Below are 16,967 nucleotides of genomic sequence, written 5' to 3' on the forward strand. Positions count from 1 at the left end.
TAGACGCGGGGGCTTCAGCTCAATCGGCCCGAGGTGCAAAAACTTTATTATTATTTCAGCCGATGGGCTTATTTATCCTTAACGCGGCATTAAATAATGGTTTTAATATTTATTATTACAAATCAATAACATTGCGGCAATAAATAATAGCCTTGCGCTGGCGCGAAATAATGAAAGCGGCGGCGGGGTTTATTAAGAATATACTCAGGGGTCCACCATTATTTAGCGATGACGGGCCATTGCGGCGCGGGGGCCGGCTATTAATATAATAGCCGGCCCCCGGAGGATATTATTTCGCGTCCGGCAAGGCATAGGCGATAAGATAATCGCCAAGCTTGGTGCCGAATGAACCGTGGCCGCCGGCGGCTATCACCACGTACTGCCTGCCGTTGACCTCATAGGTCATCGGCGTGGCCTGGCCGCCCGCCGGCAGGCGCGCTTCCCATAGCGCCTGGCCATTGGCCACGTTAAACGCGCGCAGGTAGTTATCCGCCGTGGCGGCGATAAAGGCGACATTGCCGGCGGTGGAAATAGGGCCGCCCAGCATCGGCATGCCCATTTTGAACGGCAGCGGCAGCGGCGAGCTGTCGCGTACGGTGCCGATGCGTTTTTTCCAGACAACCTCATTGGTCTTCAGGTCCAGGGCGGAGATATATCCCCACGCCGGCTGTTTGCAGGGGAAACCCAGCGGCGAGAGGAAGGGGTTCAGCGTCACGCCGTAAGGAACGCCGTATTGCGGCTGGATGCCGACTTCGGAACCCGTCCCCCCCTTGGCCTCATCCGGCTCCATCGGATTGCCCGGACCGCGCGGGATAAGCTTCGAGACGAAGGGCAGCGCCATCGGGTTGGCGACGGCAATCTGACGGTCGGTATCAACCGAAATACCGCCCCATTCAAACATGCCGAGGTTGCCGGGGAACACCAGGGTGCCCTGCTCGGAAGGCGGCGTAAACGGCCCCTCATAGCGCAGCTGGTGAAACATCACGCGGCAGATCAGCTGATCGTAGATAGTGGCGCCCCACATATCCTTGCCGCTCAGGTTTTGCTTGGGACGGTACGTCAGTTCCGAGAACGGCTGGGTGGGCGACAGGCGATCGCCTTTGGCCGGGCCCTGCGGCACCGGGGTTTCCGGCGCCGGCACCACCGTTTTGCCGGTACGGCGATCCAGCACAAAAATATTGCCGGTTTTCGCCGGCACATAAATTACCGGTATCTTATTGCCGCCTTCATCGGTGATATCCGCCAGGGTCGGCTGCGCCGGCACGTCCATATCCCACAGATCGTGATGCACGGTCTGGTAGAACCAGGCCAGTTTGCCGGTGGTGGCGTTCAGCGCCAGCAGGCCGCTGGCAAACCGCTCCATTTCCGGCGTACGGTTGCCGCCCCAGATATCGGGCGTGGCGACGCCAATCGGCAGATAGACTAAATCCAGCTTGGCGTCATAGGCGGCCGGGGCCCAGGAATTGGGCGAGTTCGGGGTATAGAGCTGCGCGCCTTCCGGAATGATGTTGGGGTCCTTGCTGCCGGGATCGAACGCCCACAGCAGCTTGCCGCTGTTAACGTCAAAACCGCGGATCACCCCTGACGGCTCGCGGGTGGAATAGTTATCGGTCACCGCGCCGGCAATCACGATCACATTACCGGTGACGATCGGCGGCGAGGTAGGCTCGTAGCCGCCGGCTTTGGGAAACGGCATATTGTTTTGCAGGTTCAGCTTGCCGTTGTCGGCGAAATCCGGACAGAGTTTGCCGCTCTGGGCATCCAGCGCATACAGATGGCCGTCGTTGACCGGCAGCAAGATGCGGCGGGCGCAAAGCGTCGGCGGCTGGCCCGCGGCGTTGGCCTGCGCCGCATCCGGCGTTTCATGGTAGGACACGCCGCGGCAGGTGACATGCTGGAACGACGGATCGGTTTTCAGCTGCGGGTCGAAGCGCCATCTCTCTTTGCCGGTGGCGGCGTCCAGGGCAAACAGCTTCTGGTGCGGCGTACACAGGTAAAGCAGATCGCCGATTTTAATCGGCGTCACTTCATCGGTCAGCTCCGCCGGATCGGCGGCGGTTTTCATATCCCCGGTGCGAAACGTCCAGGCCTCCTTCAGCTGGCCGACGTTTTTATCATTGATCTGGTTGAGCGGCGAATAGCGCGTCCCTTCCTGGGTGCGGCCATAGGCGGGCCAGTCGCCGTTGGCGATACCGTTGGCGCTTTGGGCGGAGGACGCCGTCTGGTCGGCGCTCAGGGTACCGTTGATTTCCTGCGGGTCGTTAAAGACCGCGTAGACCAGCACCAGCACGGTAATCAGCAGCGAGGCCAGCAGGGAGCCGCGCGCCAGCGCGTCCCTGGCCGCCAGGCGGCGGTAGATAAAGGGCAGCGCGATCCACAGGCCGAAAAAGAACGTCACGTCCAGGCGCGGCGTCAGCGCCCAGAAATCGGTGCCGACCTCCCAGAGCGCCCAAACCGTGGTGCCGAGCAGGAAAATGGCGTACAGCAACAGCGCCGCGGGGCGGCGCCGGTACAGCAGCCAGGCGGTAAGCAGCATCGCCAGGCCGGCGATGATGTAATACGGCGAGCCGTGAAGCGTGGCCAGCCAAACGCCGCCGATCAGCAGGTAGAGGCCGCTCAGCGCGGCGAATAATGCCGTCAGTATGACGAGTGTCCGTGATAACACTGTCTGTTTTTGCATAGGATGCACCTTACCAAAATGTCATGTCGATGATGTAAAGATTAAGCTAGATAGGTCAAATAGCTCTTGTTATGCCATGATTATTCAAAAACGTAGCTTAGGGTCGCGCCGCCGCCCCAGTTGCGGCCCTCGGCCGGCTCGAAATAGCGCCCGTTGCCTTCATTGACGATCACCGAGCCGATGTAGCGGCGATCGAACAGGTTATCCACCCGGCCAAACACATCCAGCGACCATTTACGCCAGTTCACCCGGTAGCCGGTATTCAGGCTGGCGACCGTATAGGACGGCGCCTGGGCGCTGTTCTGGTCATCGGCCTGGATAGCGCTCATATAACGCACCTCGGCCCCCGCATGCCACCCCGCCTCGGGCCGCCATTCCAGCGCGGCATAACCCATATTGCGGGCGATGCCCGGCAGGCGATTGCCCGCCGGCACCCGTTCATCCGGCGTGCAGCCGTCGGACGCGCAGGTGGCGTTGCGGTAGGTGGCGTCCAGCAGCGTCCATGCCATTTTCAGCCGCCAGTCCAGCGCAAACTGCTGATCCAGCGCCAGCTCCAGGCCGCGGCGGCGGGTTTTGCCGGCATTGGCGTAGCTGGTGCGCCCGCCGGTGCTCTCGGCGACCACCAGTTCGTGGTCGGTATTGGTCTGGAACACGGCGGCGGTCAGCAAGCCGTAGCCGATACGCGTCTTACTGCCCAGTTCAAACGTATCGCTGGTGGCGGGCTTTAGCGCGGTGTTCAGGCCCGGCTGGCCGTCGGGGCGGTAGGAGAGTTCATTAATGGTGGGCGTTTCAAAACCGCGCCCGGCAGAGAAATACAGGTTCCAGGCGGGGTTGACGGCATAATTCAGCGAGCCCATCGGCAGCAGGCGATGATAGCGGGCGCTGCCGCTGTCGTCGCCGTTGGCGCCGGTGATGTAGTAATCGCGGGAATCAAAGCTGACCGTGCTGTAGCGCAGCCCGGCATCCAGCGTCCAGCGCGGGGTCAGGTTCCAGGTGGTTTGCAGGTAGGGATCGAGATTCCACATACGGTTTTTCTCGTTGCGCCGCAGGGCGCCCTTTTCCCCGTAGGTGATGCCGTCGTCCCGGGCAAGATAGTTTTCGAACCCCTGGCGCCGCTCGGTCATGGTTTCATAATCCAGCCCGCCGGTAAGCGTGACCGGTACCGGCCCCAGGTTATCCTGGTGGCGCCAGCGCGTATCTATGCCCTGGTATTTACGCTCCAGCACGATAACGCCGCCGGCATGGTTGGGGTTGAGCTGCGCCGACAGGGGAATGGACTGGTACTGGGTGGTATGGCGCTCGCCATGGTACGCCAGCATGGTCAATTGGTCATTGGCGCCCATCTCGCGCTGATAGCGCAGCCCCGCCTGGGTCTGGTCCAGGGTCTTGCGGGTGTTGTACTGGTCCGCGCGCGGCGACTGGCGCGGGTTGTCATGCCATTCGTCCGCCGTCAGGCCGCCCGGATCGCCGGCGTCCACGGACACGCTGTTAAACATCAGCGTCAGCGTGCTGACGTCATCCAGGCGCACGCCCACCTTGGCGTTGCCCAGGTTTTTCTGCGTGGCGCTGTGATCGCGAAAGCCGTGGGTGGTAAAGCGCGAGGCGGATACCGCGTAGTTCACGTCCCCGGCCTGGGTGCCGTCGCCGGTGGCGCCGGTGGCCTTGACGCTGTTGCGCCAGGTGCCGTAGCTGCCGTAGTAGGTGCCGGCCTCAAGCGTCGCCGGCTGGGCGCCGGTCTGGGTATCGATATTCAGCACGCCGCCAGATGCGTTGCCATACAGCGCCGAATACGGGCCGCGCAGCACCTCCACCTTATCCACCGAGTTAAGATCGATATTCGAGGTCTGTCCCTGCCCGTCCGGCATGGTGGCCGGAATGCCGTCCACATAAATCCGCACCCCGCGCACGCCGTACATCGAACGGCTGCCGAAGCCGCGCACCGACAGCTGCAGATCCTGCGCATAGTTTTGCCGGTTCTGGATTTGCAGGCCAGGCACGCTGCCCAGTCCTTCCGACAGGTTCACCTGAGGGCTGCCGTTGCGCAAATCCTGGCCGTCGACGACGCTGACCGCCGCCGGGGTATACAGCTCGGACAGGCCGCTGCGCGGTTTCACCACCATCAGCGTCGAGGACGGCGGATCGGCGGTCGCGCCGCCGTTCGGGGCGCCAGCCGGTGTCCCGGTGCCGGCGGCTTGCGCAAAACATACCGCCGCCGGCGGTAACAGAAACAATGGTGTCAGGAGCAGCGCGGATGTTTTCGTGTTCAATGGCGTGATTCGGTAAGAAAAGTTTATAGGTCAAAAGTATAGAGCGACTTTACCATTTTGCCTTACTGTCAAGCTATGTAAAGATGTTGAGGAAATGTTAATGCTTGCCGCCTGTGGCCGGCTTAAGCCGGCGGCGGGCCGGCGTCCGGGAGCAAAAATCGCCATAACGGTGCAAGGTATTAACATCCCCGCCCGCGCCCGCGGCGATCGCGGCGCGCCGTCCTGGCGGCGGCGGCGGGTTTTACCTGTGGCGCCAGTAGGTTAGGCGCGCCGGGACATAGGGAGAAAAATGCGCGGTTTCCGTGCAGCGCCATCCCTGTCGCGGTGCAGTGAGAAATAATTTTACCCCTTGTTTTTTATTGAAAAAACGGCGTTGACAACGCCATATTTTCCTTCTTATAGTGAGCCTGACTTATCCGCAAGAACGCCAACGATGTCGGCTTGTGGTTATGGCAATAGAGCCCTGCAATGTCATGTGACGTTGCTGGGTTTTTTTTTGCTTTTTTTTCAGACCTTCAACGCCCGGGGTAACTATGTCCAGAATGAAATGTCACTACGCTACGCTTTCACTCGCCTTGGCGGCCGCATTGGCCATAACCTGCCCGGGTGTGGCGGGCGCCGCGGAAAAAGCGATTAAAATCGGCTTGCTGGAAGACGCGTCGGGCAACTTCGCCCTGCCCGTTATTCCTAAGATCCACGCCACGGAGCTGGCGGTGGAAGAAATCAACGCCAAGGGCGGTATCATGGGACGCCCGGTTGAACTGGTGAAATATGACACCCAATCGGACAATACGCGCTTTCAGCAAATGGCGCGCCGCCTGATTAAAAACGACAAGGTGGATGTGATTTTCGGCGCGTTCTCCAGCGCCTCGCGTGAAGCCATCAGGCCGATCATGGACCGCGAAAAACAGCTCTACTGGTACAACAACCAGTACGAGGGCGGCGTATGCGACAGCAACGTCTTCGTCACCGGCGCGGTGCCTGAACAGCAGTTCTCGACCCTGATCCCCTGGATGATGGAGAAGTACGGCAAAAAAGTGTACACCATCGCGGCGGATTATAATTTCGGGCAGATCTCCGCCGAATGGGTGCGCAAGATCGTTAAGGAAAACGGCGGCACCATGGTGGGCGAAGAGTTTATTCCGCTGAGCGTATCGCAGTTCGGCCAGACCATCCAGAACATCCAGAAAGCCAAGCCGGACTTTGTGATGACGCTGCTGGTCGGCGCCAACCAATCCTCCTATTACGAGCAGGCGGCGGCGGCCAAACTCAACCTGCCGATGGGCAGCTCGGTGAACGTCGGCCAGGCTTACGAACACAAGAGGTTTAAAGCGCCGGCGCTGAAGGATATGTATGTCACCGCCAACTATATCGAGGAAGTCGACAGCCCCGCCAGTAACGATTTCAAAAAACGCTTCCACGCCAAATACCCGAACGAGCCTTATATCAATCAGGAGGCCGCCAACGCCTACGATGCCGTTTACCTCTACAAGGCCGCGGTGGAAAAAGCCGGCGGCACCGATATGACGGCGGTGCGCAAGGCGCTGGAAAGCGGCGATATTTGTACCGACGGTCCTTCCGGCAAAGTCTGCATCGATCCAAAGAGCCACCATCTGAGCCATACCATCTACCTGGCGCATGTGAAGGCCGATCACTCCATCGAAATCCCGAAGGTATGGAACGATATCAAGCCTTACTGGCTGGGGGACGCGGGCTGCAACCTGCCGGTGAAACCCGACGCCAGCCAGTACACCCCGTCCAATCCGCCCAAGGCGTAACGCGGGACTGTAACGGGGAAATCGCCGCGGGACGCGGCCTTCCCCGACGTTATTCCTATTGATGAGGATGGCCAGCGGATGTTCACGCTCTCGTTTATCTATTCAATGATTTATCAGTTCGGCGATAACTTTGCTTATCTGGTGCTGGCGGCGCTGGGGCTGGCGGTGATTTTCGGCATGATGGGGGTGATTAACCTCGCGCATGGCGAGTTCATCATGTGCGGGGCCTATGTCACCATCTTGATGACCAAGGCCGGTCTGCCCCTGCCGGTATCGATGCTGCTCGGCACGCTGGCGGCCGCGTTTGCCGGCGGCGTAATAGAGCGCCTGGTGGTGCGCCATCTTTACGGCCGGCTGCATGATTCGGTGGTGGCGACCTGGGCCATCAGCCTGATCGTGCAGCAGGCCATGCTGCTGATCGCCGGCCCGTCCCTCGAGGGGCTGTCCACCCCGCTCGGCTCCTTTACGCTCGGCGACTATTCCTTTGCCACCTACCGCGCCATTTTGCCGCTGATCGCCATCGCGGTGCTGCTGTTGCTTTATGCCCTGTTCTTCCATACCAATTACGGCGTCTGCGCCCGGGCCACGATCCAGAATGCCCGCATGGCCTCCTGCCTGGGACTGGAAACCGACCGCATCTATACGCTGACCTTTGCCCTGGGCGCGGGGCTGGCCGGTCTGGCCGGGGCGATTTACGCGCCGACGCTGACCGCCGTCCCGACCATGGGCAGCAGTTTTATCGTGCAGGCGTTCGTGTCGGTGGTGGTGGGCGGGGCCAATGTGCTGGTTGGCACCATTCCTGCAGCGGTGGCGCTGGGGGCCATTCAAACCGGCCTGAATTCATGGTACGGGCAGCTCGCCGGGCAAATCGGCCTGCTGGTTACCGCCGTACTGGTTATCCGCCTGCTGCCCAACGGCGTCGGCAGCCTGTTTACCCGCAACCGATAGGAGCTGACCTTGACCTTATTATCCCGCTCCCCCGCGGCCGACGCCGCGACAAGACCGGCTTGCGGCCGGCGCGCAACGATTGCCCTGCTGGTGCTGGCGGCGGCATTAGCGCTGCCGCTGGTGGTCGACGGCGCCACCGTCGGTGACTTTTCCTATTTCCTGCTGTGGACATTCTGCGCCATTGGCCTTGCCGCCATGTGGGGCCACGCGGGCATCCTCTCCTTCGGCCAGACGGCGTTCTTCGGACTGGCCGGCTATACCTACGGCGTCATGACGCTAAATTTCGGCGACGGCGCCCTCTCCACCTGGGCGGGGCTGGCGGTGGCGCTGGCGGTGGCCGCCGCCGTCGCGGCGGCGCTGGGCTACCTGATGTTTTACGGCGGCGTGACCGGCATTTTTATCGGCATCGTCACCCTGTCGTTTACGCTGGTCATGGAAACCTTTATGTCGCAGACCGCGGGGCCGCAATGGGCTATCGGCACCGCGCGGCTCAACGGCTTCAACGGCATGTCCGGCATGCCGCCGCTGGCGCTGCCGTGGTTTGACGGCGCGTCGTTCCCGCTGGAGGACAATGCCTTTTATTATCTGGTGGTCCTGTTGCTGGCCGCGGTGTATGCCGCGGTGCGCGGGCTGCTGCGCTCAAACTTCGGCCTGACGCTGGCGTCGATCCGCGAGAATCCGCGGCGGGCGGAAATGCTGGGGATAGACATCCGCCGCTATCAGCTGCTGGTGTTTGTGCTGGGCGGCGTGTTGTCGGGGCTGTCCGGCGCGCTTTATACCTTGTGGGGGTCGTATATCACCCCCTCTTCGATGGGTCTGACCGCGGCCGCCATGCCGGTTATCTGGGTGGCGACCGCCGGGCGCAGGAATATTTTCGGCACCGTGGTGATAACCGCCCTGTTGGTATGGCTGTCCCAATGGCTGGCCATCTACGGCAGCGAATACGCGATGATTTTGCTGGGCGCCATTCTGCTGTTTGTGGTCCTGGCGGCGCCAAACGGCCTGCTGCCCTGGCTGGGCGGGAAAATCACGCGCGCCGCCGGCAGAGATAAGGAGACGCATGATGAGTCTTGATAGGGCGGACCAAACGGATCGGGAACCCATCCTGGAAAGCCGGGGATTAAGCAAACGCTTCGGCGGCATCCGGGTCATCGACGGCGTGGATATGCAAATCCGCCAGGGCGAGGTGCGCTGTGTTATCGGGCCGAACGGCGCCGGTAAAAGCACCTTTTTTAAACTGCTGACCGGCGAGCACGCCCCAAGCGACGGCGAGATTCATTTTCTCCGGCGGCGCCTGGATAAGCTGGCCCCCTTCCAGCGCATACGCATGGGAATGAGTATTAAGTTCCAGATTCCCGGCATCTTCGCCGACCTTACCGTGGCGCAGCATCTGCAATTGTCGCTAAGCCATCTGCGCCCGGAGGCGCGCCCGAATGCCGCCGGCGTTGACGAACTGCTGGAGCGGTTCAAGCTGACCGCCGAAGTCCGCCAGACGGCGGGTAATCTTTCCCACGGCAAAAAGCAGTGGCTGGAAATCGCCATGGCGGTGTCGCTGCAACCGCGCCTGCTGATGCTGGATGAACCGGTGGCCGGTCTCTCGATCGAGGAGACCTATCTTACCGGCGAACTGATCAAGCAGATGCAGCGGGACGGGCTGACGCTGATGGTGGTGGAACATGATATGACCTTTGTGCGCCAGATTGCCTCGCGGGTGACCGTGCTGCACGGCGGCAGGGTGTTCGCCGACGGCGACGCCGCGGCGGTGCTGGCGCGCGACGATGTCGCGGATATCTATTTGGGGAAAGCCGGATGAATGACGTCCTTTTGCAAGTCAACCAGGTCAGCGGCGGCTACGGCGGCAGCCTGGTGTTGAACGGTGCGAGTTTATCGCTTTACCCGGCGGAGGTGCTGGGCATTATCGGGCGCAATGGCGTGGGTAAAACGACGCTGATGCGCGCGCTGATAGGGCTGATGCCGCTCAGCCAGGGCAGCATATTCCTGGGGGAAACGGATATCACCGCCGCCGCCCCCCAGCGTCGGGCCAGGCTGGGCATCGGCTATGTGCCGCAGGGGCGCGAGGTTTTCGCCGGCCTGACGGTGGCGGAAAATCTGCGCGTCGGCATGCAGTTCGTGCGCGAGCACCGCGAGCTGGCCGATGGCCTGCTGGAGCAGGTGCTGGATTACTTTCCGATCCTGCGCCAGCGGCTGCGGCAGAAAGCGGGCACCATGAGCGGCGGCGAGCAGCAGCAGTTGGCGATTGCGCGCGCCCTGGTCGGCGCGCCGAAAGTGCTGCTGCTCGACGAGCCTTCCGAGGGCGTACAGCCCTCGATTGTCCATATCATCGCCGACACGCTGCTGCGCATCGCGCAGGAGCTGCGGGTGGCGGTGATCCTGGTGGAACAGGATATCGCCATGATCCAGCGGGCGGCCCGGCGCTGTTGCGTGATGGATAAAGGCCGGGTGGTCGACACGCTGGATAAAGCCCAGCTCTGCGATGACCAGATCATGCGGCGCCACCTGGCGCTTTAACCCCGACGGCCCGCGCCGGGCCCATTATGATTGAGAAGAGGACGACCTGATGAAATGGCTTGACGATTCAATTATGTACCAACGCGGCGTCGGTTCCGGCCGCACGCCCGTCACGCATCATCTGACGGAAGAGATGCAGAAAGAATTTCACTACACTATCGGACCTTATTCCACGCCGGTGCTGACCATAGAACCGGGCGATCGGGTGATTGTCGATACGCGCGATGCCTTTGAGGGCGCCATCAGCTCGGAGCAGGATATCCCCAGCCAGCTGCTGAAGATGCCGTTTCTGAATCCGCAAAACGGCCCGATCATGGTCAGCGGGGCGGAGAAAGGCGATGTGCTGGCGGTGCATATCGAATCCATGCTGCCGCGCGGCGCCAACCCGTATGGCATCTGCGCCATGATCCCGCATTTCGGCGGGCTGACCGGCACCGATCTTACCGCCATGCTCAACGATCCCCTGCCGGAAAAAGTGCGCATGATTAAGCTCGACGGGGAAAAAGTCTACTGGAGCCAACGCCACACCCTGCCCTATAAACCGCATATCGGCACGCTGAGCGTTTCGCCTGAAATCGACTCCATCAACTCGCTGACGCCGGATAATCATGGCGGCAATATGGATGTGCCGGATATCGGTCCGGGCAGCATTACCTATCTGCCGGTACGCTCGCCGGGCGGACGCCTGTTTATCGGCGATGCCCACGCCTGTCAGGGCGACGGCGAAATCTGCGGCACCGCGGTGGAATACGCCTCGGTAACCACCATCCGGGTCGATCTTATCAAAGGCTGGCGGCTGGCGTGGCCGCGCATGGAAAATGCCACCTCGATCATGAGCATCGGCAGCGCCCGCCCGCTGGAAGACGCCACCCGCATCGCCTATCGCGACCTTATCTATTGGCTGGTGGAAGATTTCGGCTTCGAGCAGTGGGACGCCTATATGCTGCTCAGCCAGTGCGGCAAAGTCCGCCTGGGCAATATGGTGGATCCGAAATACACCGTGGGCGCCATGCTCGATAAACATCTGCTGGCGTAGTTTCTTTACGTCCCGGCGCGGGCGCGTGCCGGGATACGGCTTCCGACCCTTTCCACCGGGTTCCGTCCCGGCCAACAAGCAGGTGCACATGGGTTCAGCAACACCGATTAATATTGGCTTACTCTACTCCACCCTCGGGGTGACGGCGGCGCAGGAGCAGTCGCAAATGCGCGGCGCCACGCTTGCCATCGAAGAAGTCAACCAGCAGGGGGGGATCCACGGCCGGATGCTGAATGCCATCCATCTCGATCCCCACTCGCAGGACAGCCGGTTCCGCCAGCTGGCCGAGCAGCTGATTGTCGAACACAACGTCAACGTGATTTTCGGCGGCTACACATCCAGCAGCCGTAAAGCCATGTCGCCGGTCGTGGAGAAATACCAGCGTCTGCTGTTCTATCCGCAGTTCTATGAGGGGTTCGAATTTTCCGAGAATATCATTTACGGCGGGGCCGCCCCCAACCAGAACTGCGTGCAGCTGGCGGACTACCTGGCCAGCCGTTTTGGCGCGCGGGTTTATATGATTGGCTCGCGTTATGTCTACCCCTACGAATGCAACCGCAATATGCAGGAGCTGATATTGCAGCGGCCGGACGGCGCGGTGGTGGGCGAGCGCTATCTGCCGATGGACGCCAGTTACGACGCCTTTCCGCCCATCATGGCGGAGATAAAACACAAGCGGCCGGATTTTATCTTCAGTACCGTGGTCGGCCAGACGGTGCCTTTTCTTTACCAGGCTTATCATGCCGCGGGCATCGACCCCGAACGCATGCCCATCGGCAGCCTGAACACCTCTGAAACTGAAATCGCCATCATGGGCGCGGCGCTCGGCGTCGGCCATTTTACCTCGGCCACCTATTTCCAAAGCGTGGAGAGCGCGGCGAATACCGCGGCGCTGCGCCGTTTCCACGCCAAGTTCGGAGAGGATATTCCCACCGATATGAACTGGGAAGCGTCCTACAGCCAGGTCCATCTTTTCGCGCGCGCGGCCAGGGAATGCCGCAGCGATCGGCTGTCGCGCCTGATGCCGGCGCTGCGCGGCTGCGAATACGACGCGCCCCAGGGACGCGTGCGCATCGATCCGCTCAACCAGCACACCAGCCTTTACCCGCGTATCGGCCAGGCGAACGCGGCCGGCCAGTTCACCATTCTCCAGGAGTCGCGTCGCCGGGTGGCGCCCGACCCGTATATGACGCATCAGATCCAGGGCGACTGGATCACCAAACAGACGAAAATGGAGCCGCCCAATGCGCCTTAATACGTCGCGCACCAGCGCGGACGCCTTGTTATTAAGCCGCGGCATCCGCTGTACGGTGCTGCATCCGGATAACGAGGACGGCGAAACCCTGACCAATCACCTGCGCCGCATGGGTTTCAAGGTGCGCGCCTTCTGGCCGGTGCCGGAACACCTGCCTGCGGATACCGATCTGATTTTCCTGGCGCTGCGATCCGATCTGCCGGAGCCGGAAGTGCCGTGGCTGGACCTGGGCAAACACGCGCTGATATCGGTGATCGAGTACGAAAACCCCACTTTTATCGATACCGCGCTGCGGCTGGGCGCCGGCACCACGCTCACCACGCCGGTGCGCGCCACCGGCCTGCTCTCGGCCATGGTGTTCGCGCTGCATCACGCCCATCGGCGGCGGCAGATGTCCGACCGTATCGAGCGCCTGGAGAAAAAAGTGCTGGGCCTGCGCCAGGTCGGCGAGGCCAAGGCTATTTTGATGCGCATGCACGGCATCGGCGAGGAGCAGGCGTATGAGATCCTGCGCCATCAGGCCATGGATAAACGCATCACCGTGGAGGAGATGGCCCGCGCCCTGATCCAGGCCAACGATATCTTTTCCTGGACGACGCCCGGCACGCCCGGCGGCCGGAAATAACACGCCGTCATGACGGCGACACACTGACTGATGAAGAGGATAACCATGCCTGCACACCCTTATCTTGCCGCCGCCGTTCAGTTTGAGCCGACGCTTGCGTGCAAAGAAGACAATATCCAACGCCTGCTCGCACTGGTGGAAGAGGCCGCGCAACGGGGCGCCCGGCTGATTACCACGCCGGAAATGGCCACGACCGGCTACTGCTGGTATGACCGGCGGGAGATAGCGCCGCTGGTGGAATCCGTACCAGGCGCCACGACGGCGCGGTTCGCCGCGCTGGCGGCGCGCTACCGGTGTTATATCGTGCTGGGCATGCCGGAGGAGGATGAGGAAACCACGCTTTATTACAACAGCGCGGTGCTTATCGGCCCGGACGGGATCGTCGGCACCCACCGTAAAAGCCATCCCTATATTTCCGAACCGAAGTGGGCGGCGGCGGGCGATCGCGGGCATCAGGTCTTCGATACGCCTATTGGCCGCATCGGCATGCTGGTGTGCATGGATATTCATTTTCCCGAAACCGCGCGCCTGCTGGCCCTGGACGGCGCCGATATTATCTGCCATATCAGCAACTGGCTGGCGGAGCGCGCCCCGGCCCCTTACTGGATCAGCCGCGCCATGGAAAACAGCTGCTATCTGCTGGAGAGCAACCGCTGGGGACTGGAGCGCGGCGTGCAGTTCAGCGGCGGCAGCTGCCTTATCGAACCGGACGGGCGCATTGCGGCGGTGGTGGATTACGGCGACGGCATCGCGCTGGGGGAAATAGACCTGGCGCGCAGCCGTGAGCGCCGGGTGCTGGGCGAGCCGGTGTTCAGCCAGCGCCGCCCCGATTGTTATCATCAATTGCTCAGCGACAGCTTCCTGTGGAATCCGCAGGATTTTTTCGGGCTGTACGGCCACCGCCCCCTGCCTGCCGGTAAGACCAGCCGCATCAGCGTGGCCCAGTTCTCACCGGGCGCCCGGGTGGCCGACAACCTGGCTTGCATCAGCGCCATGGCGCGGGAGGCGGCGGAGCGGCATGGCAGCGAACTGGTGGTCTTCCCGCAGCGTGCGCTGACCGGGCCGCTCGCGGGCGGCGCCGGCGCGCTGCCGCTTGACGATGCGGCGGTCGGCGCGCTGATCCGCCTGGCGATGACCCTGCGGGTACATCTGGTGATCGGCATGGCGGAGCGGGACGACAACGGCTGCTACAACACCCAGCTTCTGCTCGGTCCCGCGGGCATGGTGGGCAGCTATCGCCAGATGCATCTGTCCGCCGAGGACCGCGCATGGGCCAACGCCGGCGATGACTGGCGGGCGTTCGACACCCCCCTGGGCCGTATCGGCCTGATGTTGGGCAATGATGCGCTGCTGCCGGAGCCGGGCAGGATCCTGGCGCTGATGGGCTGTGATATCCTCGCCTGCTCGGCCGCGCTGAAAGACGGCTTTACCGGCGCGCATCCCGGCAGCCGGGTACGGCAAAATTACCCGATCCCTACCGGCGCCGATCCGCTCCACTGGCATCTGCTGCGTACCCGCGCCGGTGAAAATAATGTCTATCTCGCGTTTGCCAACAGCATTAACGAAGCCGGCGACGCGGGAGGCTTCAGCGGCGTATTCCAACCCGAAACCTTCGTCTTTCCCAGGCAGGAGCGCGTGATGTGGCGGGAACAGGGAACGGCGACGCAAACCATCGATACCGCGTCGGCCGCCGGCGGCGCTTATCCCACCAACGTCACGCGCCGCAAGGACCTGGTGGCGATGCGCCAACCCCACCATTATCTGGGGTTGATCAAGTAACCCCGTGGGGAAAAATCCTGCGCCGCCGGCAGGATGTCAGCCCTTACTATTAATGGGACGAGATATAGAGTCCGGCGGGCTGCGCCGGCGGCACGGCAAAATGCGTTTTCATGCGCCGGACCTCGTCCACCGGACTCAGGCCGAACAGCCGTTTGAATTCCCGGCTGAACTGCGATGCGCTTTCGTAGCCTACCTCGACACATGCCGCCGCCGCGGTCATATTGTTGCGCACCATCAGCAGGCGGGCCTGATGGAGGCGCAAGGATTTCTGGTATTGCTTCGGCGAGGTATGGGTCACCGCCCTGAAGTGGGAAAAAAACCCCGGCACGCTCATGCCCGCTTCATTCGCCAACTGCTCAACCGTTAACTGCCGGTTAAAGGTGGCGTGAATGCGGCGGATCGCCCGGGCAATCTTGCCGAACTGTCCGCGCATCGCCAGCGCCGATCGCAGCGCCCCGCCCTGCGGCCCGCTCAACACCCGGAAATAGATTTCCCGCATCAGCGCCGGACCGAGGATTTCCGCCTCCATCCGATCGTCCATGGCTTCCAGCAGGCGCAGCACGGCGTCGCGCAGTTTGCCGTCCATCGGCGTCGACATCAGGCTTTCCGGTTTGGCCGGGGGTCCGGCGTCCGTCTTCAGCTGGTCAATCTGCAGCATCAGGTCGGCGGCGACGGTAAAATTCAGGTGCATATAGATGGCCAGCAGCGGCTCCTGCGCGCTGGCGTCCGTTTCCATGGTAAACGGCACCGGCACCGCCACCGCCAGGTAGTGCCGGGCGTCATAGCAGTAGATCCTGTCGCCAAGGTAGCCCCGCTTTCTGCCCTGGCAGACGATAACAATACCCGGATCGTACAGCACCGGTACCCGGCTAAGCGGCCGGTCGGAACGCAGGAAGCGCACATCCGGCAACGGCGACTGCGTATAGCCCTCCGCGGGCGCAAGTTTAGCCAGTAACGCCACGATGCGATCCTGGCGGTCATTCGCGGCAAAATGGTCAATTGTCATGGGCGCCGTCCGCTCTGCGCTGATTGAATACCCTAGCCTGAGAAAATAGCATATTTATAGTTTCAGGCAACATATGCCGACTAAAGGGCATCTCCATTCGCTGCCAATCCTATTACTATGCAAATCACCGGCGGCGCCGGTTAAGACCTCTCCCGGTTCGGGACGATGATCCTTGCCGCGCCGGCCGGATTGAATATCCAATCAGGGGAGCAGGCTATGAGTGATGTAAAAACAATTTTTATTACCGGCGTCAGCAGCGGCTTCGGTCATGCCTTGGCCGGGCGGGCCATGGCGGCGGGTCATCGCGTCGTCGGGACCGTGCGCGGTGACGCGGCCAGGCGGGAATTTATCGCGCGGGATCCGGCGCATGCCGTGGGCCGCATCCTGGATGTCACGGATGTTGCCGCGGTTAACCGCGTGGTGGATGACATTGAATCCGCCGTCGGCCCCATCGACGTGCTGGTCAACAACGCGGGTTACGGCCATGAAGGCATCCTGGAGGAATCGCCGCTGGAGGAAATGCGCCGCCAGTTCGACGTAAACGTGTTCGGCGCCGTCGCCATGATCAAGGCGGTGCTGCCGTATATGCGTAAACGGCGCGCCGGGCACCTTATCAATATCACCTCCATGGGCGGTTTTATCACCATGCCGGGCATTGCCTACTATTGCGGCAGCAAGTTTGCGCTGGAAGGGATTTCAGAGACGCTCGGCAAAGAACTGGCGCCGTTTTCCATCGCGGTCACCGCCGTGGCGCCCGGTTCGTTCCGTACCGATTGGGCCGGCCGCTCCATGGTGCGTTCGCCCAGGAGCATTGCCGATTACGATGGCCTGTTCGATCCCATGCGCAAGGCGCGGGAAGAGAAAAGCGGGCGCCAGTTGGGGGACCCGCTGAAAGCGGCCGATGCCATCCTGGCGCTGATCGCCAGCGCCAGGCCGCCGGCGCATCTGCTGCTGGGCAGCGACGCGCTGGCCCTGGTGCGCGCCAAGCTTAAGGATTATGCGGCGCAGATCGACGACTGGGAAAACGTGACGCGGTCGACGGACGGCTAGCGCATCCCCTGGCC

13 protein-coding genes are annotated in these 16,967 nt (G+C 62.0%); 10 read left to right on the forward strand and 3 right to left on the reverse strand.

The features are described 5' to 3' along the window. Positions 1-289: 289 nt before the first annotated feature. Both ACL2XM_RS12670 and pqqU read right to left on the reverse strand, forming a co-directional pair. On the reverse strand, positions 290-2,680 hold the full coding sequence (locus tag ACL2XM_RS12670; protein ID WP_413733079.1) for a glucose/quinate/shikimate family membrane-bound PQQ-dependent dehydrogenase: 2,391 nt from the start codon (positions 2,678-2,680) through the stop codon (positions 290-292). An 80-nt stretch (positions 2,681-2,760) separates the two neighbouring features. Further along, complete coding sequence (pqqU, locus tag ACL2XM_RS12675) at positions 2,761-4,947, reverse strand: TonB-dependent receptor PqqU (protein WP_413733080.1); 2,187 nt, start codon at positions 4,945-4,947, stop codon at positions 2,761-2,763. 533 nt (positions 4,948-5,480) lie between these two features. Between pqqU and ACL2XM_RS12680 the strand changes: the two genes are divergently transcribed. The 9 genes from ACL2XM_RS12680 to ACL2XM_RS12720 all read left to right on the forward strand — a co-directional run bounded on the left by ACL2XM_RS12680 (position 5,481) and on the right by ACL2XM_RS12720 (position 14,897). After that, on the forward strand, positions 5,481-6,725 hold the full coding sequence (locus ACL2XM_RS12680) for an urea ABC transporter substrate-binding protein (protein ID WP_410015636.1): 1,245 nt from the start codon (positions 5,481-5,483) through the stop codon (positions 6,723-6,725). 78 nt (positions 6,726-6,803) lie between these two features. Next, positions 6,804-7,673, forward strand: a complete 870-nt coding sequence (locus ACL2XM_RS12685) for an ABC transporter permease subunit (RefSeq protein ID WP_410015637.1) — start codon at positions 6,804-6,806, stop codon at positions 7,671-7,673. 78 nt (positions 7,674-7,751) lie between these two features. Further along, on the forward strand, positions 7,752-8,747 hold the full coding sequence (locus tag ACL2XM_RS12690; RefSeq protein WP_410016574.1) for an ABC transporter permease subunit: 996 nt from the start codon (positions 7,752-7,754) through the stop codon (positions 8,745-8,747). After that, on the forward strand, positions 8,737-9,486 hold the full coding sequence (locus tag ACL2XM_RS12695) for an ABC transporter ATP-binding protein (RefSeq protein ID WP_410016575.1): 750 nt from the start codon (positions 8,737-8,739) through the stop codon (positions 9,484-9,486). Before ACL2XM_RS12690 ends, ACL2XM_RS12695 begins: the two co-directional genes overlap by 11 nt. Continuing rightward, the gene (locus tag ACL2XM_RS12700) at positions 9,483-10,202 is read left to right on the forward strand and encodes an ABC transporter ATP-binding protein (protein ID WP_410015638.1); all 720 of its coding nucleotides are present in this window, start codon (positions 9,483-9,485) and stop codon (positions 10,200-10,202) included. Before ACL2XM_RS12695 ends, ACL2XM_RS12700 begins: the two co-directional genes overlap by 4 nt. A 49-nt stretch (positions 10,203-10,251) precedes the next feature. After that, on the forward strand, positions 10,252-11,238 hold the full coding sequence (locus tag ACL2XM_RS12705) for an acetamidase/formamidase family protein (RefSeq protein ID WP_410015639.1): 987 nt from the start codon (positions 10,252-10,254) through the stop codon (positions 11,236-11,238). 88 nt (positions 11,239-11,326) lie between these two features. Next, positions 11,327-12,493, forward strand: a complete 1,167-nt coding sequence (locus tag ACL2XM_RS12710) for a transporter substrate-binding domain-containing protein (protein WP_410015640.1) — start codon at positions 11,327-11,329, stop codon at positions 12,491-12,493. Continuing rightward, on the forward strand, positions 12,483-13,118 hold the full coding sequence (locus ACL2XM_RS12715) for an ANTAR domain-containing response regulator (RefSeq protein WP_410015641.1): 636 nt from the start codon (positions 12,483-12,485) through the stop codon (positions 13,116-13,118). Before ACL2XM_RS12710 ends, ACL2XM_RS12715 begins: the two co-directional genes overlap by 11 nt. 45 nt (positions 13,119-13,163) lie before the next feature. Then, entirely contained in the window at positions 13,164-14,897 is a 1,734-nt protein-coding gene (locus tag ACL2XM_RS12720; RefSeq protein WP_410015642.1) for a nitrilase-related carbon-nitrogen hydrolase, read from the forward strand. Between the two features lie 49 nt (positions 14,898-14,946). Here ACL2XM_RS12720 and ACL2XM_RS12725 read toward each other — a convergent pair whose 3' ends face one another. Continuing rightward, a complete protein-coding gene (locus ACL2XM_RS12725) occupies positions 14,947-15,903 on the reverse strand; it encodes an AraC family transcriptional regulator N-terminal domain-containing protein (protein ID WP_410015643.1) in 957 nt (318 codons plus the stop codon). 216 nt (positions 15,904-16,119) lie between these two features. Here ACL2XM_RS12725 and ACL2XM_RS12730 point away from each other — a divergent pair, with 216 nt between their 5' ends. Then, positions 16,120-16,953 (forward strand): oxidoreductase, encoded by an 834-nt coding sequence (locus ACL2XM_RS12730; protein ID WP_410015644.1) that lies wholly within the window; start codon positions 16,120-16,122, stop codon positions 16,951-16,953. Positions 16,954-16,967 lie beyond the last annotated feature (14 nt).

It is taken from the genome of Sodalis sp. RH20, assembly GCF_047324205.1.
Taxonomy (GTDB): domain Bacteria; phylum Pseudomonadota; class Gammaproteobacteria; order Enterobacterales; family Enterobacteriaceae; genus Acerihabitans.